Annotated in this window: 22 protein-coding genes and 4 tRNA genes; 19 read left to right on the forward strand and 7 right to left on the reverse strand. The window is 59.1% G+C overall.

Translation table 11 applies throughout. The features are described 5' to 3' along the window. Nucleotides 1–86: 86 nt before the first annotated feature. The 3 genes from ACSJLU_RS04045 to ACSJLU_RS04055 are packed head-to-tail and all read right to left on the reverse strand — an operon-like array spanning nt 87 to nt 2831. Nucleotides 87–1079 (reverse strand): Vgb family protein, encoded by a 993-nt coding sequence (locus ACSJLU_RS04045; RefSeq protein WP_342096421.1) that lies wholly within the window; start codon nt 1077–1079, stop codon nt 87–89. Nucleotides 1080–1109: 30 nt separating this feature from the next. After that, nucleotides 1110–2081, reverse strand: coding sequence for an aldo/keto reductase (locus ACSJLU_RS04050; protein WP_089195548.1), 972 nt, complete (start codon nt 2079–2081; stop codon nt 1110–1112). A gap of 12 nt (nt 2082–2093) precedes the next feature. Continuing rightward, entirely contained in the window at nt 2094–2831 is a 738-nt protein-coding gene (locus tag ACSJLU_RS04055) for an SDR family NAD(P)-dependent oxidoreductase (RefSeq protein ID WP_308346994.1), read from the reverse strand. Between the two features lie 169 nt (nt 2832–3000). Between ACSJLU_RS04055 and ACSJLU_RS04060 the strand changes: the two genes are divergently transcribed. The 6 genes from ACSJLU_RS04060 (at nt 3001) to chbG (ending at nt 9209) form a co-directional block, all read left to right on the forward strand. Continuing rightward, nucleotides 3001–3894, forward strand: a complete 894-nt coding sequence (locus tag ACSJLU_RS04060; protein WP_043135815.1) for a LysR family transcriptional regulator — start codon at nt 3001–3003, stop codon at nt 3892–3894. A gap of 420 nt (nt 3895–4314) precedes the next feature. Further along, complete coding sequence (locus tag ACSJLU_RS04065) at nt 4315–4632, forward strand: PTS sugar transporter subunit IIB (protein ID WP_004932561.1); 318 nt, start codon at nt 4315–4317, stop codon at nt 4630–4632. A gap of 12 nt (nt 4633–4644) precedes the next feature. After that, nucleotides 4645–6006 carry a PTS N,N'-diacetylchitobiose transporter subunit IIC gene (gene chbC, locus ACSJLU_RS04070; protein ID WP_016929034.1) on the forward strand — a complete coding sequence of 454 codons (1362 nt, stop codon included), beginning with the start codon at nt 4645–4647 and terminating at the stop codon, nt 6004–6006. Between the two features lie 43 nt (nt 6007–6049). Further along, on the forward strand, nt 6050–7435 hold the full coding sequence (locus tag ACSJLU_RS04075; RefSeq protein ID WP_060434267.1) for a glycoside hydrolase family 1 protein: 1386 nt from the start codon (nt 6050–6052) through the stop codon (nt 7433–7435). Between the two features lie 15 nt (nt 7436–7450). Beyond that, the gene (gene chbR / locus ACSJLU_RS04080; RefSeq protein WP_043135810.1) at nt 7451–8299 is read left to right on the forward strand and encodes a transcriptional regulator ChbR; all 849 of its coding nucleotides are present in this window, start codon (nt 7451–7453) and stop codon (nt 8297–8299) included. A gap of 148 nt (nt 8300–8447) precedes the next feature. Beyond that, entirely contained in the window at nt 8448–9209 is a 762-nt protein-coding gene (chbG, locus tag ACSJLU_RS04085; RefSeq protein WP_049294841.1) for a chitin disaccharide deacetylase, read from the forward strand. Nucleotides 9210–9218: 9 nt separating this feature from the next. Here the strand turns inward: chbG and ACSJLU_RS04090 are convergent, their stop codons facing one another. Continuing rightward, nucleotides 9219–10598: an MFS transporter gene (locus ACSJLU_RS04090; RefSeq protein WP_043135805.1), complete on the reverse strand. Its 1380-nt coding sequence runs from the start codon at nt 10596–10598 to the stop codon at nt 9219–9221. 243 nt (nt 10599–10841) lie between these two features. Between ACSJLU_RS04090 and pncC the strand changes: the two genes are divergently transcribed. From pncC to recX, 3 genes are all read left to right on the forward strand, one after another. Next, nucleotides 10842–11330, forward strand: a complete 489-nt coding sequence (gene pncC / locus ACSJLU_RS04095) for a nicotinamide-nucleotide amidase (protein ID WP_060448145.1) — start codon at nt 10842–10844, stop codon at nt 11328–11330. A gap of 111 nt (nt 11331–11441) precedes the next feature. Continuing rightward, nucleotides 11442–12506: a recombinase RecA gene (gene recA / locus ACSJLU_RS04100; protein ID WP_342096423.1), complete on the forward strand. Its 1065-nt coding sequence runs from the start codon at nt 11442–11444 to the stop codon at nt 12504–12506. Between the two features lie 60 nt (nt 12507–12566). Further along, on the forward strand, nt 12567–13079 hold the full coding sequence (gene recX / locus ACSJLU_RS04105; protein ID WP_060434275.1) for a recombination regulator RecX: 513 nt from the start codon (nt 12567–12569) through the stop codon (nt 13077–13079). 40 nt (nt 13080–13119) lie between these two features. Here the strand turns inward: recX and ACSJLU_RS04110 are convergent, their stop codons facing one another. Then, entirely contained in the window at nt 13120–13263 is a 144-nt protein-coding gene (locus tag ACSJLU_RS04110; protein ID WP_162180460.1) for a hypothetical protein, read from the reverse strand. On the opposite strand from ACSJLU_RS04110, the gene alaS reads away from it, so the two are divergent. From alaS to luxS, 10 genes are all read left to right on the forward strand, one after another. Further along, the gene (gene alaS / locus ACSJLU_RS04115) at nt 13213–15840 is read left to right on the forward strand and encodes an alanine--tRNA ligase (protein WP_025301635.1); all 2628 of its coding nucleotides are present in this window, start codon (nt 13213–13215) and stop codon (nt 15838–15840) included. The genes ACSJLU_RS04110 and alaS overlap by 51 nt on opposite strands. 252 nt (nt 15841–16092) lie before the next feature. Then, on the forward strand, nt 16093–16278 hold the full coding sequence (gene csrA, locus ACSJLU_RS04120) for a carbon storage regulator CsrA (protein WP_004091602.1): 186 nt from the start codon (nt 16093–16095) through the stop codon (nt 16276–16278). A 310-nt stretch (nt 16279–16588) separates the two neighbouring features. Further along, nucleotides 16589–16681 (forward strand) — tRNA-Ser (locus tag ACSJLU_RS04125). Nucleotides 16682–16684: 3 nt separating this feature from the next. Next, nucleotides 16685–16761, forward strand: a tRNA-Arg gene (locus tag ACSJLU_RS04130). A gap of 197 nt (nt 16762–16958) precedes the next feature. Beyond that, a tRNA-Arg gene (locus ACSJLU_RS04135) sits at nt 16959–17035 on the forward strand. Nucleotides 17036–17088: 53 nt separating this feature from the next. After that, nucleotides 17089–17165 (forward strand) — tRNA-Arg (locus ACSJLU_RS04140). A 172-nt stretch (nt 17166–17337) separates the two neighbouring features. After that, nucleotides 17338–17904 carry a fructose-1-phosphate/6-phosphogluconate phosphatase gene (gene yqaB, locus ACSJLU_RS04145; RefSeq protein WP_025301636.1) on the forward strand — a complete coding sequence of 189 codons (567 nt, stop codon included), beginning with the start codon at nt 17338–17340 and terminating at the stop codon, nt 17902–17904. Beyond that, complete coding sequence (locus tag ACSJLU_RS04150; RefSeq protein WP_004932520.1) at nt 17901–18329, forward strand: YqaA family protein; 429 nt, start codon at nt 17901–17903, stop codon at nt 18327–18329. The genes yqaB and ACSJLU_RS04150 overlap by 4 nt, the downstream gene beginning before the upstream one ends. 82 nt (nt 18330–18411) lie before the next feature. Beyond that, nucleotides 18412–19974 carry a glutamate--cysteine ligase gene (gshA, locus tag ACSJLU_RS04155; protein WP_049200284.1) on the forward strand — a complete coding sequence of 521 codons (1563 nt, stop codon included), beginning with the start codon at nt 18412–18414 and terminating at the stop codon, nt 19972–19974. Nucleotides 19975–20140: 166 nt separating this feature from the next. Beyond that, nucleotides 20141–20656 (forward strand): S-ribosylhomocysteine lyase, encoded by a 516-nt coding sequence (gene luxS / locus ACSJLU_RS04160; RefSeq protein ID WP_019455133.1) that lies wholly within the window; start codon nt 20141–20143, stop codon nt 20654–20656. A 65-nt stretch (nt 20657–20721) separates the two neighbouring features. Here luxS and ACSJLU_RS04165 read toward each other — a convergent pair whose 3' ends face one another. Next, on the reverse strand, nt 20722–22011 hold the full coding sequence (locus tag ACSJLU_RS04165) for an HlyC/CorC family transporter (RefSeq protein WP_016929024.1): 1290 nt from the start codon (nt 22009–22011) through the stop codon (nt 20722–20724). 42 nt (nt 22012–22053) lie between these two features. Beyond that, entirely contained in the window at nt 22054–22845 is a 792-nt protein-coding gene (locus ACSJLU_RS04170) for a cytochrome C assembly family protein (protein ID WP_004932506.1), read from the reverse strand. Nucleotides 22846–22912 lie beyond the last annotated feature (67 nt).

Here is a 22912-nt window from a genome sequence, read left to right on the forward strand (position 1 = left end):
GCAAGGCCGGTTTGTAACGCAGCGAGATTGTCGTTCGCCTGCGGGCAACAACGCAAGTGTCGCCGCCCGCAGTGGTGGTGGAGAGATTATTGCGCGGCGGTGAGAGGCAGGGGCAGTTGATAGAGGCGGAAACTGTCGGGCACTTCGGTTTCATGGCCGGGCAGCAGACGGTGGCGGATGCGCGACTCGCTGACGAAGGCGCAGCCTTGCGGGGTGATAGTCAGGTTAACCGGCGATTCCATGCCTTCGCGCAAGACCTCAAGCTGGTGCATGCCTGCCGCCTTGGGTGACGGGATCCGCAGGATCCGCCCTTGGCCGCTCTGGATCCCGTTTTCCAGCACGATCAGCGCGCCGTCCGGCGCCAATCCCATTCCGTCCGGGTTTTCAATCAGGCGCGGCAGCTGCATTTCCGTCAGCTGCGGCTGCGGATCGTTATAGCTGAGGGTATAAAGCTTACCGGTGCCGAAATTGGCGACAGCCATCAGCCGATCGTCGAGCAGCACGATCCCGGCGGCGCCCAGCCCGCTGGGGGCCGCCAATCGCGCATCCTGAAACCGCGTACTGAATGCCGCTTCGCCCGGCCGCAGGCGCAGGATGCCGCCGCCTCGGGTTTCTGTCACGTACACCGTACCGTCTGCGCCGAGCACGATATCGTTGCCCATTTCCCCCGTCGGCAGCGCCAGGCTGCGGTTGAGCGTGCCATCGGCGACATTCAGCGCATAGATGCGGTTGGCCCGCGTTTTGCCGCCGGAAAGGAAGTCCGGCGAATTGCCCCACAGCAACCCGCGCCGTTCGTCCAGCCGCAGCGCGTTTGAGGCGAACACCGTGTCAGCGCCAGGGAAAAAGGTTTCCCACGCTTTACCCGGCCGCTTGCGCAGCACGTTGCCGCTGGTGATCAGGCCGACATACAGCGAGCCGTCCGCCGCGCGGGCGATGCCGTTGGGATAAAGCGCGCCGGGCGGCAGCGTCATGCTGCTTTCGGCGCAGTGGGTATTGGCGGCGGCCTGCGCCGGAGTGGTCAGGGGGAGTGCGGCGGCGAGGGTGAACAACGCTGCTCGCGCGGTAAGCGCATATGACATGTCTTCTCTCCTGGAATGACGGAAAAGGGGCTACCAGCGATCGGGGCGGGCAGCCTGTGCCATTGGCGCCTCCAGCGCGGCGAGGTCTTCCGGCGATAGCCTGAGGGTGAGCGCTGCCAGCGCATCCTGCAGATGGTGCGGCTTGGACATGCCCACCAGCGGCGACGCCACGCCGGGTTTGGCCAGCAGCCAGGCCAGCGCGATCTGCGCCGGTGGAACGCCGCGCGTGGCCGCCACCTCCGCGACCGCCGCGACGGTGCGTTCCACTTCGTTTCTGCCGCCGTACCAACGGGGCGCCTGTTCGTCGGTGGCGGCGCGCAGCGTGCCGGCGTTGCCGGAGCCGGCCAGCACGCCGCGGGCCAGCGGCGACCAGGGCGTCAGGCTGAGCCCCTCCTCCAGACACAGCGGGATCAGCTCCTCTTCATCTTCACGCGTCACCAGGTTGTATTGGCTCTGCAGCGAAATAAACGGCGCCAGGCGGTGCTGACGTTGAAAGGCCAGCATTTTCATCAGGCGCCAGGCGTGCAGCGAGGAGGCACCGAGATAGCGGATCTTGCCCGCCCGCACCAGGCTGTCGAGGGTATCGGTGGTTTCTTCGATCGGCGTTTCGGTGTCGAAGCGGTGCAGCACAAACAGATCGAGGTAATCCGTCCCCAGCCGCTGCAAAGAGGCGTCGACGCTGTGCAGCAGGTGCTTGCGCGACAGCCCTCGGCTGTTCGGCTGCGCGTCCATCGGAAAGTAGGCCTTGGTGGCGATCACCACGTCTTCACGGCGGGCGAACGCCTTCAGCGCGCGGCCGAGAATGCGCTCGCTTTCTCCGCCGGAGTAAATGTTGGCGGTATCGAAAAAATTGATGCCCGCTTCCAGCGCCTCGCGGATAAAGGGGCGCGCTTCATCTTCTTTCAGCACCCAGGGCCGCCAGGCCGGATCGCCGTAGGTCATGCAACCCAGGCAGAGGCGGGACACCTGCAGGCCGCTGTCGCCAAGCCGAACGTAGTTCATGGCATCGTCTCCTCAACGCATGCCGGCGATGGTGTAACCGCCGTCCACCAGCAGGCTTTGGCCGGTGATGAAGCGGGCCTCGTCCGTCGCCAACCACAGCGCCACATCGCCGATGTCTTCCGATTCGCCCAAGCGGCCGGCGGGCGTATGGGCGATAAAGGGCGCGAACGCCGCGCTGTCGGCCACGCTGCCGCGCGCCATCGGCGTGTCGATGATGCCGGGGTTGATGTTGTTGACGCGGATGCCCTGGCCGCTGTATTCGAGCGCCACCGCGCGGATCATCGCATCGAGCGCGCCTTTGCTGGCGGAGTAGCTGGATGAGCCGGCCAGCGCGCCGTGGGTCAGCCAGGAGGAGGTGTTGATGATCACGCCGCCCGACCGCTGAGCCAGGAAGGTTTCAATCTCGTATTTCATCGCCAGCCAGACGCCTCTGAGGTTAATGGCAATCACCCGGTCAAAATCCTCGCTGCTCTGTTCGGTGATGGGGGCGAAGTTGCCGATGATGCCGGCGTTGTTGAAAGCGACGTCGAGCCGGCCGTAGTGGGCGGTCACCGCGGCGAGTAGCCGGCGGATATCGTCTTCTTGGGAGACGTCGGTCACGATGGGCAGGGCGTCACCGCCGGCTAGCGCGATATCGCGCGCCGTGGCTTCGATCTCCGCCGCGCGCCGGCCGGCCAGCGCCACGTTGGCGCCTTCGCGGGCATAGGCCAGCGCGGCGGCGCGGCCGATGCCGGTGCCGCCGCCGCTCACCAGTACGACTTTGCCCGCCAGACGGCGCGGCGTTTCATGGGTTGGAGCTGTAGCATTAATCATCGCATCGATACCTGGTAATGGGTTCGATCGCAATGCTATGTTGTTAGATGACGGATAACTATCCGCTAAAAATTTATCTCACTATTAGATAATTTATATCAATAGCATGAAGAAACCCGAACTGTCCGGCCTGGCGGCCTTCGTGGCTATCGCCAGTGAACGCAGCTTCCGCCGCGCCGCCGCCCGATTGGGCGTGACGCCGCCGACGCTGACCCACACCCTGCGCGAACTGGAGGCGCAGGTGGGCATTCGCCTGCTGAACCGCACCACCCGCAACGTCTCGCCGACGGAGGCCGGAGAGCATCTGCTGGCGCAGCTGGTGCCGGCTTTTACCGACATCGACGCCGCGCTCGAGAGCCTGAATGCGTTTCGCGAAGGGCCGCGCGGCCTGGTGCGCATCAACGCGCCGCGTTCGGCGATCGATCTCGCCATCGTGCCGCATCTGGGGCGGTTGGCCAGCGAATACCCCGGCATTACGCTGGAAGTGGTGGCGGACGAGGGGTTCGCCAATATCGTCGAGCAAGGTTTTGACGCCGGCATCCGGCTCGGTGAGGACCTGCATAACGATATGCGCGCGGTGCGCCTGACACCGGATCTGCGTTTCGCCATCGTCGCCACGCCGGACTATTTTCAGCGGCACGGCGAGCCGACGCATCCGCGGGATTTACTGCAGCACCGTTGCATCGGTTGGCGCAAAGCCTCTTCAGGCGAGCGCTACAAATGGGCTTTTCAGCAGGGGGAGCAGCGATTTTCTGTGGCGGTTAACAGCCCGTTGATACTCGATGACGGCAGGATGATGGTGCAGGCGGCGCTGGCGAACGTCGGCATCGCTTTTGCCATCGAGCAGGAGGTGGAAGAATACCTGGCGAGCGGGCGGCTGCGGCGGGTGCTGGCCGACTGGTGCGCGCCGTTTCCCGGTTTTTACCTCTATTACCCCAACCGCAGGAACCATTCCGTGGCGCTGGCCACGGTGATCGAGTTGCTGCGTCTGCCCATGTAATCCTCTTCGCCTGCTGCCGTCGCGTTCGGATGGCAGCAGCCGAATCAAGCTTGAACTATTTTTATTCCCTCGCCGTTTGTTCAGGCGCAAATAACCTCTTAAATTCTCAGCGAGTTCATAACTTGCTGTTTATAATTGTTATTTGATTATTTATTAAGAATATTCTGAGTTTTTAGCGGTTATTTGAGAGCCCGGTCACACTATTTTTTTGTGCAAAATGTGAAGAGGGTCAATCCATCAGGTCAATGAGAGACGGTTCTCTATCCTCTTGGCTTACCGATCCGTTTTTCATGCTCCGTATACTGTCTGTAACCAGGGCAACGTGACGGAAATTTTCATAAGGAATGTGCGTGAAGCAATCGTGATTGCATCTGGCATACAAATAACACCGGGTTTTTTTGATTATCTGAGGTGCTTGGTATGGAAAAGAAAAAAATCTATCTGTTTTGTTCTGCCGGTATGTCCACTTCCCTGTTGGTATCGAAAATGAAGGCGCAGGCCGAAAAATATGAAGTGCCGGTGATCATCGCCGCCTATCCGGAAGCGCTGGCCGCGGAGAAAGGCGTTGAAGCGGATCTGATCCTGCTGGGGCCGCAGATCGCCTACACCCTGCCGGAAGTGCAGAAACAGCTGCCCAATAAACCTGTTGAAGTCATCGATCCGCTGTTGTACGGCAAGGTCGATGGGCTGGGCGTACTGAAGGCCGCGGTGGCCGCCATCAAGAAAGCCAATCAATAACAGGAGGCCGCCGTGAATACCCTCATTGCCTCGCTCGAGAAGGTTATCCTGCCTTTCGCCGTAAAAATCGGTAAGCAGCCCCATGTCAACGCCATCAAGAACGGCTTTATCCGCCTGATGCCGCTGACCTTGACCGGGGCGATGTTCGTGTTGATCAACAACGTGTTCCTGAGCTTCGGCGAGGGATCGTTTTTCTATTCGTTGGGTGTAAGGTTGGACGCCTCCACCATCGAGACGCTGAATAGCCTGAAGAGCATTGGTGGCAGCGTTTATAACGGTACGCTAGGGATCATGTCCCTGATGACGCCGTTCTTTATCAGCATGGCGTTGGCCGAAGAGCGCAAGGTCGATCCACTGGCCTCGGCGCTGCTGGCGGTGGCGGCCTTCATGACCGTCACGCCGTTCAACGTCGGCGAGGCCTATGCGGTGGGCGCCAATTGGCTGGGCGGCGCCAACATCATTTCCGGTATGGTGATCGGGCTGGCGGTGGCTGAGATGTTTGCTTTCATCGTGCGGCGCAACTGGGTGATCAGCTTGCCGGACAGCGTGCCGGCTTCGGTGTCGCGCTCCTTCTCAGCGCTGATCCCCGGCTTTATCATCCTCTCCATCATGGGGCTGGTGGCGTTCGCGCTGGCGCACTGGGGCACCAACTTCCACCAGATCATCATGGACGGCATCTCGGCACCGCTGGCCAAGATGGGCAGCGTGGTGGGCTGGGTGTACGTGCTGTTCTCCTCGCTGCTGTGGTTCTTCGGGGTGCACGGCTCCATGGCGCTGGCGGCGCTGGACAGCGGCATCATGACGCCGTTCGCGCTGGAAAACGTGGAGCTGTACAACAAATACGGTTCGGTCGAAGCGGCGGTGGCCGCCGGCAAAGAGTTCCATATGTGGGCGAAACCGTTCGTCGACTCCTACATCTACCTTGGCGGCACCGGCTCGACGCTGGGTCTGATTATCGCCATCTTCATCGCCTCGCGCCGCGAAGATTACCGCCAGGTCGCCAAGCTGGCGACGCCGTCCGGCATCTTCCAGATCAACGAACCGATTCTGTTCGGCCTGCCGGTGATCATGAACCCGGTGATGTTCATTCCGTTCATCCTGGTGCAACCGGTACTGACCATTATCACCTCGCTGGCTTATTACTCCGGGCTGATCCCGCCGATTACCAACATTGCGCCCTGGACCATGCCGGTCGGCTTGGGGGCGTTCTTCAACACCAACGGCAGCATCATGGCCATGTTGCTGAGCCTGTTCAACCTGGCGGTCGCCACCGTGATTTATCTGCCGTTCGTGGCGATCTCCAACAAGGCGCAGAGCCAGATCGACGCGGCGACGGAAAGCGAAGAAGACATCGCCAAGGCGCTGAAATTCTAACTGTGGAACGGGGCGGCGCGGCCGCCCCGCGAGGGACACGAGTATGGAATATCAATTTGCCGACGGGTTCTGGTGGGGCAGCGCCACCTCCGCGCCGCAGTCTGAAGGTGCGGCAGCGCGGGACGGCAAGAGCCGCAATATCTTCGATTATTGGTACGAGATCGCGCCCGAGCGCTTTCACGATCGGGTGGGGCCGGCCGAGGCCTCGACCTTTTACGACCATTTCCGTACCGATATCGGGCTGCTCAAAACGCTGGGCCACAATACCTTCAGAACCTCGATTTCGTGGTCGCGGCTGATCCCGGACGGCGACGGCGAGGTGAACCCGCAGGCGGTGGCCTTCTATAACGCGATGATCGACGAGCTGCTGGCGCAGGGCATCACCCCGTTTATCAATCTCTATCACTTCGATATGCCGCTGTGCATGCAGCAGCGCGGCGGCTGGGAAAACCGGGCAGTGGTCGAAGCCTATGCGCGTTATGCCGACATCTGCTTCGGTCTGTTTGGCGATCGGATCACCCACTGGTTCACCTTCAACGAGCCGATCGTGCCGGTGGAGGCCGGTTACCTGAATGACCTGCATTACCCTTGCGTGGTGGATTTCAAACGGGCGATCACCGTGGCGTATCACAGCGTACTGGCGCACGCCATGGCGGTGCAGCGTTTCAGAGCGCGCGGGCTGCCGGGGAGCATCGGCATTATTCTGAATCTGAGCCCGACCTATCCGCGCTCCGACGCGCCGGAGGATCGGCAGGCCGCATACGACGCCGATCTGCTGCTCAACCGCAGTTTCCTCGATCCGGTTGCCAAAGGGCGTTATCCGGCGGCGTTGCTGCACTTGCTGGAGCGCCATGGGCTGATGCCCTACTGCGAGCCGCAGGATGCGCAACTGATCGAAGGCGGCGTGGTGGATATCCTCGGCATCAATTACTACCAGCCGCGCAGGGTACAGGCGAAAGCGGGGCGTCGTGCCGAGGGGCCGATCGCATCGCCGGAGGATTTGTTCAGTTACTATGCAATGCCGGGCCGCAAAATCAATCCGCACCGCGGCTGGGAGATCTACGAGAAGGGGCTGTACGACATCCTGATGGATCTGAAAGAGAACTACGGCAATCTGCCTTGTTATATTTCCGAAAACGGCATGGGCGTCGAGGGCGAAGAGGCGTTTATCGGCGCCGATGGGCGGGTGGAGGACGATTACCGCATCGACTTTATTCGCGAGCATCTGAAGTGGCTGCACCGCGCGCTGGCGGAAGGCTCGCAGTGCAAGGGCTATCATCTGTGGACCTTTATCGACTGCTGGTCCTGGCTGAATGCCTACAAGAATCGTTATGGGCTGGTGCGCTTGGATCGGGCAGATCAGCGCCGCACCATCAAGAAAAGCGGCTACTGGTTTGCCGAGGCGGCCAGACGCAACGGGTTTGACTAACGGGAGGCCGGTGCCGTGTCCGATAACCGAATTTCGCTGAGTGCCAACGACGTGAAGCTGATTCGCGAGCAGGATTTCTTTAACTGCAAAGATTTTCACCTGTTTATCTACAACAAGGTGGAAAGCGCCACCGGGCTGCATCAGCACGATTATTACGAGTTCACCATCGTGCTGAGCGGCAAATGTTATCAGGAGATCAACGGCAAGCGGGTGCTGCTGGAACGCGGGGATTTCGTCTTTATCCCTATCGGCTCCTACCACCAGAGCTTTTACGAGTTCGGCGCGACGAAAATCTTCAACGTGGCGGTCAGCAAAGCGTTCTTTGAAGAGCACTATTTGCAGCAGCTGCCGCGTTGCTTTGTCGCCTCGCAAGCCTACAGCCTGAGAAGCGAGTTCTTGGCCTACATCGAGTCGGTGGTGAGTTCGCCACAGTTTCGCGAGGATGACTTCGCCGAATTTCTCGAAACGCTGACTTTCTATGTGATCAGCCGTATTCGTCACTATAAAGAAGACAATGACGGCGGCGATGATATCCCGCAGTGGCTGAAGAACACCCTCGCCGGCATGCATGACAAGGCGATGTTCGGCGAAAGGGCGTTGGCGAACATGGTGGCGCTGTCGGGGAAAACCCAGGAATATCTGACCCGGGCGATGCGGCGCTACTACCAGAAGACGCCGATGCAGGTGATCAACGAGATCCGCATCAACTTCGCCAAGACGCAGCTGGAGGTCACCAACTATTCGGTTTCCGATATCGCCTTTGATTCTGGCTATGGCGACGTCAGTCTGTTCATTAAAAACTTCAAGCGGCTCACCGACGTGACCCCAGGCAACTACCGAAAAAAGTGTTACGGCCCTCTTTAGGGCCGCTCCCGATCAGTATTAACGCCGATATGCCGATGAGCTTTAGGTCGCCGGCCGGTTAATCATTCGATTTTTACCTTCGAGAAGGGGAATGCCGCGCCGGTCGGTCGGCTTTTCCTTGCCGAAAATTCATCCTGCGGGAGCCATTATGGAAAAACTACTGATCGTGAATGCCGACGACTTCGGCCTGAGCAAAGGACAGAACTACGGCGTCGTCGAGGCGTATCAGCATGGCGTCGTTTCCTCCACCACGGCGATGGTGAACGGCGGCGGCGCCCAGCACGCGGCGGCGCTCAGCCGGCAATATCCGGGGTTGCCGATCGGGCTGCATTTCGTTTTGACCCATGGCAGGCCGCTGGGCGCCATGCCTTCGCTGGTCAATGAGCATGGCGAGCTGGGCAAATGGCTGTGGGGCCGCGCCGAGGCCGGCGAGCTGCAGCTGGACGAGATTCAGGAGGAGCTGCAGCGCCAGTTCACGCGGTTTGTGACGCTGTTCGGCAGGGCGCCAACGCATATCGACAGCCACCACCATGTGCATATGCAGCCGCAGATTTACCCGCTGGTGGAGGCGTTTGCACAGGCACAGGGTCTGCCGCTGCGCCTCGATCGCGAAGAGGCGAAACGGCGCGGTATTGCGTTGCAGACGCCCTACAGCACCGACGCGTTTGACGCGGGATTCTACGGTGAAACGATTTCCGAAGCCTTGTTCCTGCAGAGGTTGGCACGCGCCGACGCGCAGGGCGCCGAGTCATTGGAAATGATGTGCCACCCGGCGTTCCTCGATGCGACGATCCTGCAGAGCAAATACTGCCACCCGCGGCTCGTCGAGCTGGATGTGTTGACCGCGCCGACGCTGAAAGCGGCGATCGCCGAACGCGGTTTTATGCTGGGCTCCTTCCAGGATCTGTAGCACCACCGTTTACAGCATGGCGTGCGCCTTTTTCAGGCCGGTGTCCTCTTGCGGATCGGCTCCCTGAGGCAAGGGTTCCTCCTCCTGTTCTTCGGGCTGTGGCTCCTCGACATCGGGCGCCGCTTCCGGCGGCGGCATGGTGTCGTGAATGATCTGCTCATCGAAGGTCGGATTGAGCGCCGGCGACAGCGGTGAACTGGCGAGGCTGTCTGGCAGCGCAATGTGCGGCACCGGCGCGTCCTGTGCCAGCTGCGGTTCCTCCGCTTTCGCCGTACGGCCGAGGGCCGCCAGCAGTACGCCGCACAGAGCGAAGAAGGCGTACAGGATATTGCCGCCAAGCGGCTCGATCAGTGCGCCGACCGCCAACGGCCCGATGCTGGCGCCGACGCCGAACGCCATCAGCAGACAGGCGGCCAGCGAGACGCGGCGCTCCGGCTCGATCAGATCGTTGGCCAATGCCACCACCAGCGGATAGAGCGTAAACTGCAGCATGCTGACGACGAACCCCACCGCCAGCAGCAGCGGGAAATCGATGTGCGGCAGCAGCGCCAGCGGCAGCGCCGCCACGATCAGCAAAATGGCGTTGAAGCGCATCAGCAACGGGCGGTTATAGCGATCCGACAGCCAACTGAGCGGGAACTGCGCCACCAACCCGGCGAAGATGGCCAGCGCCATGAACAGGCCGGTTTGCTGAGTGGTTAAGGATTGCAGGCTGGCGTAGACCGGCGCCAGGCCGTAAAACGAGCCCACCACCATGCCGATCACCAACGTGGTGGCCAGCACCTTGGGAATGGCGCCGACAAAGTAACGCAGCTCCATCGGGGCCGGCGACATGTGGCGCGCATTGGTGCGGGTGGTGAGAGCGATCGGCACCAGACATAGCGCGAAACACAGTGCGATCACCAGCAGCGTGGTGATGCCCAGATTGCTTTGCAGCATCAGCACGATCTGGCCCAGCGACATGCCGAGATAGGTCGCCGCCATATAGAAGCCGAACACCATGCCGCGCTGGTTGGATTCCGCCTGGTCGTTCAGCCAGCTTTCCAGCACCATATACTGGCACATCATGCACAGCCCGATCACCAGACGCAGCGCGACCCAGGCGGGAATGAACTCCGTCAGGCCGTGCCCCAGCACCGCGGCGGTGATGATGCCGGCGCAGGCCACGTAGGCGCGGATATGCCCGACGCGGGCGATGAGAAAGTGGCCGACCTTGCCGCCGATCACCAACCCGATGTAGTTGGCGGCGATGATAGCGCCGATCAACGCGCTGCTGACGTGGATGGAGGTCAGCCGCAGCGAGACGTAGGTGGTGAGCAGGCCCGAGCCCAACAGCAGCAGCAGGGTGGTGGTGTACAACGGCAAAAATACGCCCAACGTTTTTTTCACGCTATCATCCTAATCTCTTCTGGTGCGCCCTGAGGCCGCCGCCGCAGCGTGCCGCCTCCGTGATGTTCCTTGTGCTGGTGCGCCGCCGCTCGATGGGGCGCTTCTTTTGATACTAGCAGCTTGGCTGGGCGCTTAAAACCGCACCTCCTGCGAGGCGCTGCGCATTTCTGCGCGCCAGCCGCTGCAGCGCCTTGATAAATGCTACTATCGGGCGCATATACCTGAATTCGCGAGGGAGGGATTATGAGTGAAAACCAACTGCGTCAGCTCAGCGTGCTGGCAGGGGAGAAACTGAAGGCTCAGGGCCGCTGGATCACCTGTGCGGAATCCTGCACCGGGGGGGGGATCGCCAAGGCCATTACCGATATCGCCGGCAGCTCCGCCTATTTCGATCGCGGTTTCGTCACCTACAGCAATGCGGCAAAGCATGACCTGCTGGGGGTGAGCGAAGCGACGTTGGCGGCGCACGGCGCGGTCAGCGAAGAGGTGGTGCGCGAGATGGCGATAGGGGCGCTGCGGGCGGCGCAGGCCGATCTGGCGCTGTCGGTGAGCGGCATCGCCGGCCCGGACGGCGGCAGCGCGGAAAAGCCGGTCGGCACCGTGTGGTTCGGTTTCGCCGGCAGCGATGGCCGGGGGCTGTCGCGCAAGATGCAATTCGAGGGCGACCGCGATGCGGTGCGGCTGCAGGCGACGATTTTCGCGCTGCAAACCGCCATCGACGAATTTTTGTAAATTAGGCTTGATACTGTATGACCATACAGTATAATTAGTGACATTTCCTGCACAACATACATTCAGTGGCAGTGTGGGGTAACACCGGCATTGCGAAACGAAGGAGCAAAAATGGCTATTGATGAGAACAAGCAAAAGGCGTTAGCTGCGGCACTGGGCCAGATTGAGAAACAGTTCGGCAAAGGCTCCATCATGCGCCTGGGTGAAGACCGCTCCATGGACGTGGAAACGATCTCCACCGGCTCACTGTCACTCGATATCGCTCTGGGCGCCGGCGGCCTGCCGATGGGCCGCATCGTCGAAATCTACGGCCCGGAATCGTCCGGTAAAACTACCCTGACGCTGCAGGTGATCGCCGCTGCGCAGCGCGAAGGCAAAACCTGTGCGTTCATTGATGCTGAGCATGCGCTGGATCCTATCTATGCGAAAAAGCTGGGCGTTGATATCGACAACCTGCTGTGCTCCCAGCCGGACACCGGCGAGCAGGCGCTGGAAATCTGTGATGCGCTGACCCGCTCCGGCGCGGTTGACGTCATCATCGTCGATTCCGTGGCGGCGTTGACGCCGAAGGCGGAAATCGAAGGTGAAATCGGCGATTCGCACATGGGTCTGGCGGCGCGCATGATGAGCCAGGCGATGCGTAAGCTGGCCGGCAACCTGAAAAACGCCAATACCCTGCTGATCTTCATCAACCAGATCCGTATGAAGATCGGTGTGATGTTCGGCAACCCGGAAACCACCACCGGTGGTAACGCCCTGAAGTTCTACGCTTCGGTACGCCTGGATATCCGTCGTATCGGCGCCATCAAAGAGGGCGACGAAGTGGTGGGCAGCGAAACCCGCGTGAAAGTGGTGAAGAACAAAATCGCTGCGCCGTTCAAACAAGCTGAATTCCAAATCATGTACGGCGAAGGCATCAACAGCCGTGGTGAGCTGGTCGATCTGGGCGTGAAGCACAAGATGATCGAAAAAGCCGGCGCCTGGTACAGCTATAACGGCGAGAAGATCGGTCAGGGCAAGGCTAACGCCTGTAACTTCCTGAAAGAAAACCCGGCTATCGCCGCCGAGCTGGATAAGAAACTGCGCGACCTGCTGCTGCACAGCGGCGGTGAGCTGGTGGCTGCCACCGGTGACGACTTCGAAGATGACGAAGCGGAAACCAGCGAGCAGTTTTAATCGCTGAAGATGTGCGCCGCCGTTTATGTGGCGCACATCCCCTGAATTCAGGCTCAAATGATGAATGACTTGCTAAGCCGCGCCATGCGCCTGCTGTCGCAACGCGATCATAGTGAAGCTGAACTGCGCCGCAAACTTGCGGCGCAGCCGTTTGTGGCGAAAGCCCGGTTTGGCGGCAAGGGGCCACATGCGTCGACATCGCCGACGGTGGCCGAAGAGCCGGTGGATCCCGCGCTGATCGAACAGGTCATCGGCTACTGTTACCAGCACAACTGGCTGGACGATACGCGTTTCGCCCACAGTTACATCGGCAGCCGCAGCCGCAAAGGCTATGGTGCGCAGCGCATCCGCAGCGAACTGATGCAAAAGGGCGTGGATAAAGCGCTGGTGCAGGACGCGCTGGCGGAATGCGATATCGACTGGTGCGAACAGGCAAAACAGGTGGCGCAGCGAAAATTTGGCGATGCGTTGCCAACCGACTGGAAAGAGAAAGCCAAAGTGCAGCGTTATCTGCTCTATCGCGGCTTTTTCCAGGAAGAAATTCAGTCAATTTACCGTGATTTTGCGCAATGAGCGCACACGGGGTTTTACTTCCCTCTGAAGAAAATTTATCTTATCCCCACTTTTTGTTCGTGAGCTGGTTGTCATCGTCGGGATGACGCGCCACCGGCTCACGTGTCGTTATTCTAGCCTTTCCAGGAAAATTATGAGCAAGAGCACCGCTGAGATCCGTCAAGCGTTTCTCGATTTCTTTCATAGTAAGGGTCATCAGGTTGTAGCAAGCAGCTCCCTGGTGCCTAACAATGATCCGACATTGCTGTTTACCAATGCCGGCATGAACCAATTTAAGGATGTTTTCCTGGGGCTCGACAAACGCGCCTATTCCCGCGCCACCACCTCGCAGCGCTGCGTGCGCGCAGGCGGCAAGCATAACGACCTGGAAAACGTCGGGTATACCGCTCGTCACCACACCTTCTTTGAAATGCTGGGCAACTTCAGCTTCGGCGATTACTTCAAGCACGACGCGATCAGCTACGCGTGGGAACTGCTGACCGGTGAAAACTGGTTCAACCTGCCGAAAGAGCGACTGTGGGTCACCGTGTATGAAACCGATGACGAAGCATTCGACATCTGGCAGAAGCAAATCGGCGTACCGGCCGAGCGCATTATCCGCATCGGCGACAACAAGGGCGCGCCTTTCGCTTCTGATAACTTCTGGCAGATGGGCGATACCGGCCCATGCGGCCCGTGCACCGAGATTTTCTACGATCACGGCGATCACATTTGGGGTGGTCCTCCGGGCAGCCCGGAAGAAGACGGCGATCGCTACATCGAGATCTGGAACATCGTTTTCATGCAGTTCAACCGTCAGTCCGACGGCACCATGTTGCCGCTGCCGAAACCTTCGGTGGATACCGGTATGGGCCTGGAACGCATCGCGGCGGTGTTGCAGCATGTGAACTCCAACTATGAGATCGACCTGTTCCGCACCCTGATTGCCGCCGTGGCGAAAGTGACCGGTGCGACCGATCTGGACAATAAATCTCTGCGCGTTATCGCCGACCACATCCGTTCCTGCGCCTTCCTGGTGTCTGACGGCGTGATCCCGTCTAACGAAAACCGCGGCTACGTGCTGCGTCGCATCATTCGTCGTGCGATCCGCCATGGCAACATGCTGGGCGCGAAAGACACCTTCTTCTACAAGCTGGTGGCGCCGCTGATCGAAGTGATGGGCCCGGCGGCCGATGAACTGAAACGCCAGCAGTCGCTGGTGGAGCAGGTGCTGAAAACCGAAGAAGAGCAGTTTGCCCGTACGCTGGAGCGTGGTCTGGCGCTGCTGGACGAAGAGCTGGCCAAGCTGCAGGGCGATACCCTGGACGGCGAAACCGCTTTCCGTCTGTACGATACCTACGGCTTCCCGGTGGACCTGACCGCTGACGTCTGCCGCGAGCGCGGTCTGAAAGTCGACGAAGCGGGCTTTGAAGAGGCGATGGAAGCACAGCGCCGCCGCGCGCGCGAATCCAGCGGTTTCGGCGCCGACTACAACAGCCTGATCCGTGTGGACGGCAGCAGCCAGTTCAGCGGCTACGATCACGACGAGCAGCAGGCGATGGTCATTGCGCTGTTCCGCGACGGCCAGCCGGTCGATCAGATCAACGCTGGCGAAGAGGCGGTGGTGGTGCTGGACGAGACGCCGTTCTACGGTGAATCCGGCGGCCAGGTCGGCGATAAAGGCGTGCTGAAAACCGCAGGCGCCGAGTTTGTGGTCAACGACACCCAGAAATACGGTCAGGCTATCGGCCATCAAGGCAAGCTGGCGCAAGGTTCGCTGAAGCTGAACGATCGCGTGGACGCGCAGATCGACACTGAGCGCCGCAACAGCATCCGCCTGAACCACTCCGCGACCCACCTGCTACACGCTGCGCTGCGCCAAACGTTGGGCGAGCACGTTGCGCAGAAAGGCTCTCTGGTTAACGACAAATACCTGCGCTTCGACTTCTCGCATTTCGAAGCGATGAAGCCGGAACAAATTCGCGCGGTGGAAGATCTGGTTAACCAGCAGGTGCGTCGTAACCTGCCGGTGCAGACCGAGCTGATGGCGTTGGAAGATGCCAAAGAGAAGGGTGCGATGGCGCTGTTCGGTGAGAAGTACGACGACAACGTTCGCGTGCTGACCATGGGCGACTTCTCCACCGAGCTGTGCGGCGGCACCCACGCCAGCCGCACCGGCGATATCGGCCTGTTCCGCATTCTGAGCGAGTCGGGCACCGCGGCGGGCATTCGCCGTATTGAAGCGGTAACTGGTGCTGGCGCTATAGCTACGCTGCATCAGCAAAGCGATTTGTTGCAAGACGTTGCGCAGTTGGTGAAGGGCGATAGCAACAACCTGACCGATAAAGTGCGCTCGGTGCTCGATCGCACCCGCGTGCTGGAAAAAGAACTGCAGCAACTGAAAGATCAGCAGGCGGCGCAGGAAAGCGCGTCGCTGTCCAGTCAGGCGAAAGTGGTTAACGGCGTGAAGCTGTTGGTCAGCCAGTTGGACAATGTCGAAGCCAAAATGCTGCGCACTATGGTGGATGACCTGAAAAATCAATTGGGTTCGGCCATTATCGTGTTGGCGACGACGGCTGATGACAAAGTCAGCCTGGTCGCGGGCGTGACCAAGGATCTGACTGACCGCGTGAAAGCCGGCGAGTTGATCGGCAACGTGGCGCAGCAGGTCGGCGGCAAGGGCGGTGGTCGCCCTGATATGGCGATGGCGGGGGGGACGGATATCAACGCCCTGCCAGCGGCGTTAAACAGCGTAGAAGCCTGGGTGGCCTCGAAGCTGTGAACATAAATAAATAGCACGCACAAACGCCATAATACTTTGTTGATTATGGCGTTTTCATACTGTGCTAACACAATTTAGTTACAATTGCGGGAACAAAGTTTTTCAGGTCGGCTAAACTTACCATTATCTGAGGTGGGACCAAGTCTGCTTACACTTATTGTGGATTGCGCGGCTTACGTTTTCACCACATATGATGGATAATGACGGGGAAACTGAGAGACCCGACTCTTTTAATCTTTCAAGGAGCAAAGAATGTTAATTCTGACTCGTCGAGTTGGTGAAACCCTCATGATTGGCGATGAGGTTACGGTCACTGTGCTAGGGGTAAAAGGCAACCAGGTGCGTATTGGTGTGAATGCCCCCAAAGAGGTTTCGGTTCACCGTGAAGAAATCTATCAGCGCATTCAGGCAGAGAAGTCTCAGCAGACGACTTACTGATTCCGAAGCAGCGTCTCGTTGCCAGACGAGACGCTACTGCATCGTTTTACCCACTTCTTTCGTTCTCCCCTCTCTTTTTCGTGATTATTTTCCCGGTTAGTTTTCTGCTTTGTTGCCACAGACGCTACGGTTGCCTGTTGATAAAACGCCCTTTTTGCCGTGAAATCGCCCATGTTGGGTGTGAATTGTGCAAACGCGCATGAGTTGGGAAAAATTGTTTGACTTAAAAGTCGGAGAAAGTAATATGTGCGCCACGCAGTGCCGATGAGCTTCTCCAAAGCAAGTTAGGCACAATTCGAAAGAAGCGTATGGTGAGGTGGCCGAGAGGCTGAAGGCGCTCCCCTGCTAAGGGAGTATGCGGTCAAAAGCTGCATCCGGGGTTCGAATCCCCGCCTCACCGCCATTTGCATCCATAGCTCAGCTGGATAGAGTACTCGGCTACGAACCGAGCGGTCGGAGGTTCGAATCCTCCTGGATGCACCATATTTTCCTCATGTGTCGCGAAGCGAGAGTTTCAGACAGGTGACGAGCAAGAAAGTGCTCGAAGGAGGATAACATTGCTTAAGCAATGGCCCGTAGGGCGAGGCGCTAGCGCCGAGTAATCCTCCTGGATGCACCATATTTTGCAGTATGGTGGGGTAGTAACAACGTACCATACGGTATCAAAAAAGAATTCCTGTGCATCCATAGCTCAGCTGGATAGAGTACTCGGCTACGAACCGAGCGGTCGGAGGTTCGAATCCTCCTGGATGCACCATTCTTTCTGTCGTGTTTCGTTAGCGAAGCAGGCAAGCAGTAAAAAATAGACATGCATCCATAGCTCAGCTGGATAGAGTACTCGGCTACGAACCGAGCGGTCGGAGGTTCGAATCCTCCTGGATGCACCATCTAAGAGAAACCCGCCTCGGCGGGTTTTTCGCTTTTCAGCCTTTATCTATCTCCCCCCCTTTCCCCTTTGTGCACGATTAGGCACAGCACATTCCGCTATGACGCAGTCAGCGACAACCCATCGGCTTTACGCTAAAGTAGTTTTCTTTCCTCAACGATCATGGAGTAACGATGTACGACCGCTATCAGGGTCTTATTTTCGACATGGACGGCACGATTCTGGACACCGAGCCAACGCACCGTAAAGCGTGGCATGAAGTGCTGTCCCGTTATGGCATGACGTTTGATGAAACGGCCATGGTGGCGCTGAGCGGTTCGCCGACCTGGCGCATCGCTCAGGCGATTATCGCCAGCCATCAGGCCGACCTCGATCCCCATCACCTGGCGGCGGAGAAAACCCGCGCGGTGGAAGCGATGCTGCTGGATAGCGTGCGTCCATTGCCGCTGATCGAGGTGGTGAAGTCCTATCACGGCCGCCGTCCGATGGCGGTCGGTACCGGCAGCGAGCACCGCATGGCTGAAATGCTGCTGCGTCATCTCGGCCTGTTCGACTGCTTCGACGCGATCGTCGGCGCGGACGACGTACAGCGCCATAAACCGGAGCCGGATACCTTCTTACGCTGTGCTGAACTGATCGGCGTGCCGCCGGAAAAATGCGTGGTGTTTGAAGATGCCGAATTTGGCATTCAGGCGGCGAAAAGTGCCGGTATGGCTGTGGTAGACGTCCGCACGCTGTGAGTAGTACGCTAGCCGTAATATCGTTATTTGGCAGTAGCTTCCTCAGTGCGACGCTGCTGCCGGGAAATTCAGAAATCGTTCTGGTCGCCTTGCTGACCCAGAGTCGCGTCTCGCCGGAATTGCTGGTATTGGCCGCGACCTTGGGCAACACGCTGGGCGGCTTGACCAATGTCATTATCGGGCGCCTGTTACCGGCGTTGAAACCACAGCGGGGGCTGGCAACGGCGCTCGGGTGGCTGCAACGCTTCGGCCCGGCTGCGCTGTTGCTCAGCTGGGTGCCGGTGGTGGGCGATTTGTTGTGCGTGTTGGCAGGTTGGCTGCGCATGCCCTGGGGCTCTGTCGCGCTGTTTCTGTGTATCGGAAAGGCGCTGCGTTACATCGTTTTGGCTATGATAACGGTACAGGGCATTGCCTGGTGGCAGTAACCAAGTGAATATAACTCAATATTCTCTCGGGTGCGGATTCAGTATGCTTACGAGTTATTGTTTTTAGAAGCGGGAGGTCAATTTGATCCCGGACGTATCACAGGCGCTTTCTTGGTTGGAAGCCCATCCTCAGGCATTAAAAGGCATTCGTCGCGGCATCGAGCGTGAAACGCTGCGAGTCACGCCGAACGGCACCTTGGCGACCACCGGGCATCCGGAAAAGCTGGGGGCGGCATTGACGCACCACTGGATCACCACGGACTTCGCCGAGGCGCTGTTAGAGTTTATTACGCCGGTTGATGACAATATCGATCACCTGCTGACGTTCCTGCGCGATATTCATCGCTACGTGGCGCGCAACATTGGCGATGAGCGCATGTGGCCGCTCAGCATGCCGTGTTTTATCGAAGCCGAGCAGGACATCGAGCTGGCGCAGTTCGGTTCGTCGAACATCGGCCGCATGAAGACGCTGTACCGTGAAGGGCTGAAGAATCGCTATGGCGCGCTGATGCAGACTATTTCCGGTGTGCACTACAACTTCTCGCTGCCGCTGGAATTTTGGCAGGCCTGGGCCGGCGTGCAGGACGCAGAAAGCGGTAAAGAGCAGATCTCGGCGGGGTATTTCCGCCTGATCCGCAACTATTATCGTTTCGGCTGGGTGATCCCGTATCTGTTCGGCGCATCGCCGGCCATTTGTTCTTCGTTCCTCAAAGGGCGCGAGACCAATCTGCCGTTCGAGCGCACCGAGCAGGGGATGTGCTACCTGCCGTACGCCACCTCGCTGCGTCTGAGCGACCTGGGCTACACCAACAAGTCGCAGAGCAATTTGGGCATCACCTTCAACGATCTGCACAGCTATGTGGCCGGTCTGAAGCGGGCGATCGCTACGCCTTCCGAAGAGTTCGCCAAGCTGGGCGTGAAAGAGGGTGATCGCTACCTGCAGCTGAACAGCAACGTGCTGCAAATCGAGAACGAGCTGTATGCGCCGATCCGGCCGAAGCGCGTGACCCAAAGCGGCGAGACACCGTCAGACGCGTTGCTGCGCGGCGGTATCGAATACATCGAAGTGCGTTCTCTGGATATCAACCCGTTCTCGCCGATCGGCGTGGATGCGGTGCAGGCGCGTTTCCTGGATCTGTTCCTGGTGTGGTGCGCGCTGGCCGATGCGCCGGAGATGAGCAGCGATGAACTGCTGTGCACGCGCAAGAACTGGAACCGGGTGATCCTCGAAGGGCGCAAGCCGGGCCAGACCATCGGCATCGGCTGTGGTGCCAGCCATGAGCCGCTGGAAAAAGTGGGTAAGGCGCTGTTCGCCGATCTGCGTCGGGTAGCTGAAGTGTTGGACGGCGAAGCCGGCAATCGTCAATACCAGCAGGTGTGCGATGAGCTGGTCGCCGCGTTCGACGATCCTGAGCTGACCTTCTCCGCGCGCATTCTGAAGGCGATGAAGGCGGAAGGCACTGGGCGCGTCGGTCTGCAGCTGGCGGAGCAGTATCGCCAGACGTTGCTGGAAGAACCGTTGGAAATCCTCAATGAGGCCGAGCTGGATAAAGAGCGGGAAGCCTCGTGGCAGCGCCAACGCGACATAGAAGCCAATGATACGCTAAGCTTTGAAGCGTTCCTGAAGCAAAACGGCGGAAGCTGAAAAAGAAAAAGGCCACATCAATGTGGCCAAATATGCATCTCTGATGACAGGGATGATGATAACAAATGCGCGTCTTTCACATACTCAGACTCGCAGGGTTGGAAAAGGTTTCCCGGTTAGGAAAAAAAGTTTCGAAATAAATGCTCTTTTACGAGGAGGTAGCGAAATGCCATTGCTGGATAGCTTTACCGTCGATCATACCCGTATGGCAGCTCCGGCTGTCCGCGTTGCAAAAACCATGAAAACGCCTCATGGCGATACCATCACGGTGTTTGATCTGCGCTTTTGCCGCCCGAACCTGGAAGTGATGCCCGAGCGCGGCATTCACACGCTGGAGCACCTGTTCGCCGGTTTTATGCGTGACCACCTGAACGGCCAGGGCGTGGAGATTATCGACATCTCCCCGATGGGCTGTCGTACCGGTTTCTACATGAGCCTGATCGGCGTGCCGGAAGAGCAGCGCGTTGCCGATGCCTGGAAAGCGGCAATGGCCGACGTGCTGAAAGTGACCGACCAGCGCAAGATCCCTGAGCTGAACGAATACCAGTGCGGCACTTACCATATGCACTCGCTGGAAGAAGCGCAGGAGATCGCCAAGCACATCCTGGATAACGACGTGGTGGTTAACCACAACGACGAGCTGGCGCTGCCGAAAGAGAAGCTGCAGGAGCTGCATATCTGACCGTACGTTTCCCGCAGAAACAAAAAAGACGCGATTTCGCGTCTTTTTTACGTTCTGGCCGGCGGTCAGTGATGGCCGACGCTGGACTGCAGCGAGGTGATCGGCGTGACTCGCACCTGTTTGATCATGTTGCCCTGTACGTCGAGAATGTCGATATCGTAATGGCCGATACGCACCCGTGTGCCGATTTCGGGGATCTCTTCCAGTTCTTCCAGCAGCATACCGTTGACGGTACGGGCTTCATTGGCCGGCAAGGTCCAGTTGAAGGCTTTGTTCAGCTCCCGTACGTTGGCGGTGCCGTCGATCAAGACCGAACCGTCGCTCTGCGGCGTGACTTCTTCCGCCAGCGTCGGTGACATCGAGGTGGTGAAGTCGCCGACGATCTCCTCGAGGATGTCTTCCACCGTAACCAGGCCCTGAATGTCGCCGTACTCGTCGACCACGATGCCGACCTTCTCTTTATTGCGCTGGAACTTCACCAACTGCACGTTGAGCGGCGTGCCTTCCGGCACGAAATAAATCTCGTCGGCGGCGCGCAGCAGGTTCTCTTTGTTGAACTCTTTTTTCTCGGTCATCAGGCGATAGGCTTCGCGCACGCGCAGCATGCCGATCGCATCGTCCAACGAGCTGCGATACAGCACGATGCGGCCGTGTGGCGAGTGGGTCAGCTGGCGCATGATCGACTTCCAGTCGTCGTTGACGTCGATGCCGACGATCTCGGTGCGCGGCACCATGATGTCGTTGACCGTCACCTTTTCCAGATCCAGCACCGAGATCAGCATGTCCTGATTGCGGCGGGAGATCTGCGACTGGGATTCGCGCACGATGGTGCGCAGCTCATCCTTGCTGACGGCGTCGCTGATGCGCACGTTGGTGCGAATGCCGAACAGGCGCAAGGTCAGGCTGGTGATGCCGTTGAGCAGCCAGACCAGCGGGAACATCACCTTTTGCAACGGGGCCAGCAGGACGCTGCTGGGGAAGGCAATACGTTCCGGATAGAGGGCGGCGAAGGTCTTCGGCAGCACTTCGGCGAACAGCAGCACGGCGAAGGTCAGTATGCCGGTCGCGATCGCCACGCCGAGATCGCCATACAGCCGCATGCCGACGATGGTCGCCAGCGCCGAGGCGAGGATGTTGACCAGGTTGTTGCCGATCAGCACCAGGCCGATCAGCCGATCCGGTTTTTGCAGCAGCTTCTCCACCCGACGCGCCGAGCGGTTGCCCTGTTTGGACAGATGACGCAGGCGATAACGGTTGAGCGTCATCATGCCGGTTTCGGAGGCGGAGAAGTAAGCGGAGACCACGATCATGATCACCAGGATAATGATGAGGGTCCCCGTCGACACATGCTCCAATGCAGTATTCCTTATAGAGAGGGAGAATTGAGCCAGGCTGGCCTAGCGCACCATCACCTGCTGAATCAGACGGCTGCCGAAATAGGCGAGCGTCAGCAGGAAGGCGCCGGCGAAGCTGAACCAGACGACGCGGCGGCCGCGCCAGCCTTCATGGTAATGGCCCCACAACAGCACGATATACACGAACCAGGCCATGATCGACAGCACGGCTTTATGCACGTTCTCTTTGCTGAACAGGTTATCCATGTACAGCAGGCCGGTACACAGGGTGAGCGTCAGCAGCACCACGCCGATCTGGGTGATATGGAACATCTTGCGCTCGATGCTCATCAGCGGCGGCATGTCGGCGCTGAAGGTCAGCTTCTTGTTTTTCAACAGGTAGTCGAGCCAGGCGAGCTGCAAGGCGTAGAGTGCAGCGATGATCAGGGTGGCGTAAGAGAACAGCGCCAGACCGATATGCACCATCAATTCCGGGCTGGCCTCCAGGTGAGTGATAAACTCGCCGGGCATAAAGCTGGCGAAGGCCAGGTTGATCATCGCGAAGCTGTAGACGATCGGCAGCAGGAACCAGCCGCGGTCGCGCGAAGCGACGAAGGTCATCACCGAGCAGATGATCAGGCTGACGATAGAACCAATGTTCAGCAGGCTGAGATTCTGCCCGGCGCTGACGTCAAAGATGCGCTGCTGCAGCGCGATGGCGTGGCAAATCAGCGCCACCACCGCCGAGACGAGGGCCAGTCGACGGTATGCGCTGTTCTTCCGCAACAAGCTGGGAATGATCAGTCCAAGGCTGAGCAGGTAGGCCATCAAAGCCACAATGGAGAAAACTGGCATAGCGTTTAATTTTGCTTCGGCGTGGTTAATAGGAGTGTCAGTATAACGTTGCGCGCGTTTCACTCCA

It is taken from the genome of Serratia bockelmannii (assembly GCF_051803255.1).
GTDB classification, from domain to species: Bacteria; Pseudomonadota; Gammaproteobacteria; order Enterobacterales; family Enterobacteriaceae; genus Serratia; species Serratia bockelmannii.

Excerpts from the sequence above, each read along its gene's own strand:
- ACSJLU_RS04170 (WP_004932506.1), bottom strand. The coding sequence starts at position 22,845 with ATGCCAGTTTTCTCCATTGTGGCTTTGATGGCCTACCTGCTCAGCCTT.
- luxS (WP_019455133.1), top strand. The coding sequence starts at position 20,141 with ATGCCATTGCTGGATAGCTTTACCGTCGATCATACCCGTATGGCAGCT.
- ACSJLU_RS04110 (WP_162180460.1), bottom strand. The coding sequence starts at position 13,263 with ATGAAAGAAATCGAGAAACGCTTGACGGATCTCAGCGGTGCTCTTGCT.
- yqaB (WP_025301636.1), top strand. The coding sequence starts at position 17,338 with ATGTACGACCGCTATCAGGGTCTTATTTTCGACATGGACGGCACGATT.
- recA (WP_342096423.1), top strand. The coding sequence starts at position 11,442 with ATGGCTATTGATGAGAACAAGCAAAAGGCGTTAGCTGCGGCACTGGGC.
- ACSJLU_RS04050 (WP_089195548.1), bottom strand. The coding sequence starts at position 2,081 with ATGAACTACGTTCGGCTTGGCGACAGCGGCCTGCAGGTGTCCCGCCTC.
- ACSJLU_RS04075 (WP_060434267.1), top strand. The coding sequence starts at position 6,050 with ATGGAATATCAATTTGCCGACGGGTTCTGGTGGGGCAGCGCCACCTCC.
- recX (WP_060434275.1), top strand. The coding sequence starts at position 12,567 with ATGAATGACTTGCTAAGCCGCGCCATGCGCCTGCTGTCGCAACGCGAT.
- csrA (WP_004091602.1), top strand. The coding sequence starts at position 16,093 with ATGTTAATTCTGACTCGTCGAGTTGGTGAAACCCTCATGATTGGCGAT.
- alaS (WP_025301635.1), top strand. The coding sequence starts at position 13,213 with ATGAGCAAGAGCACCGCTGAGATCCGTCAAGCGTTTCTCGATTTCTTT.
- ACSJLU_RS04045 (WP_342096421.1), bottom strand. The coding sequence starts at position 1,079 with ATGTCATATGCGCTTACCGCGCGAGCAGCGTTGTTCACCCTCGCCGCC.
- ACSJLU_RS04065 (WP_004932561.1), top strand. The coding sequence starts at position 4,315 with ATGGAAAAGAAAAAAATCTATCTGTTTTGTTCTGCCGGTATGTCCACT.
- chbG (WP_049294841.1), top strand. The coding sequence starts at position 8,448 with ATGGAAAAACTACTGATCGTGAATGCCGACGACTTCGGCCTGAGCAAA.
- pncC (WP_060448145.1), top strand. The coding sequence starts at position 10,842 with ATGAGTGAAAACCAACTGCGTCAGCTCAGCGTGCTGGCAGGGGAGAAA.
- ACSJLU_RS04060 (WP_043135815.1), top strand. The coding sequence starts at position 3,001 with ATGAAGAAACCCGAACTGTCCGGCCTGGCGGCCTTCGTGGCTATCGCC.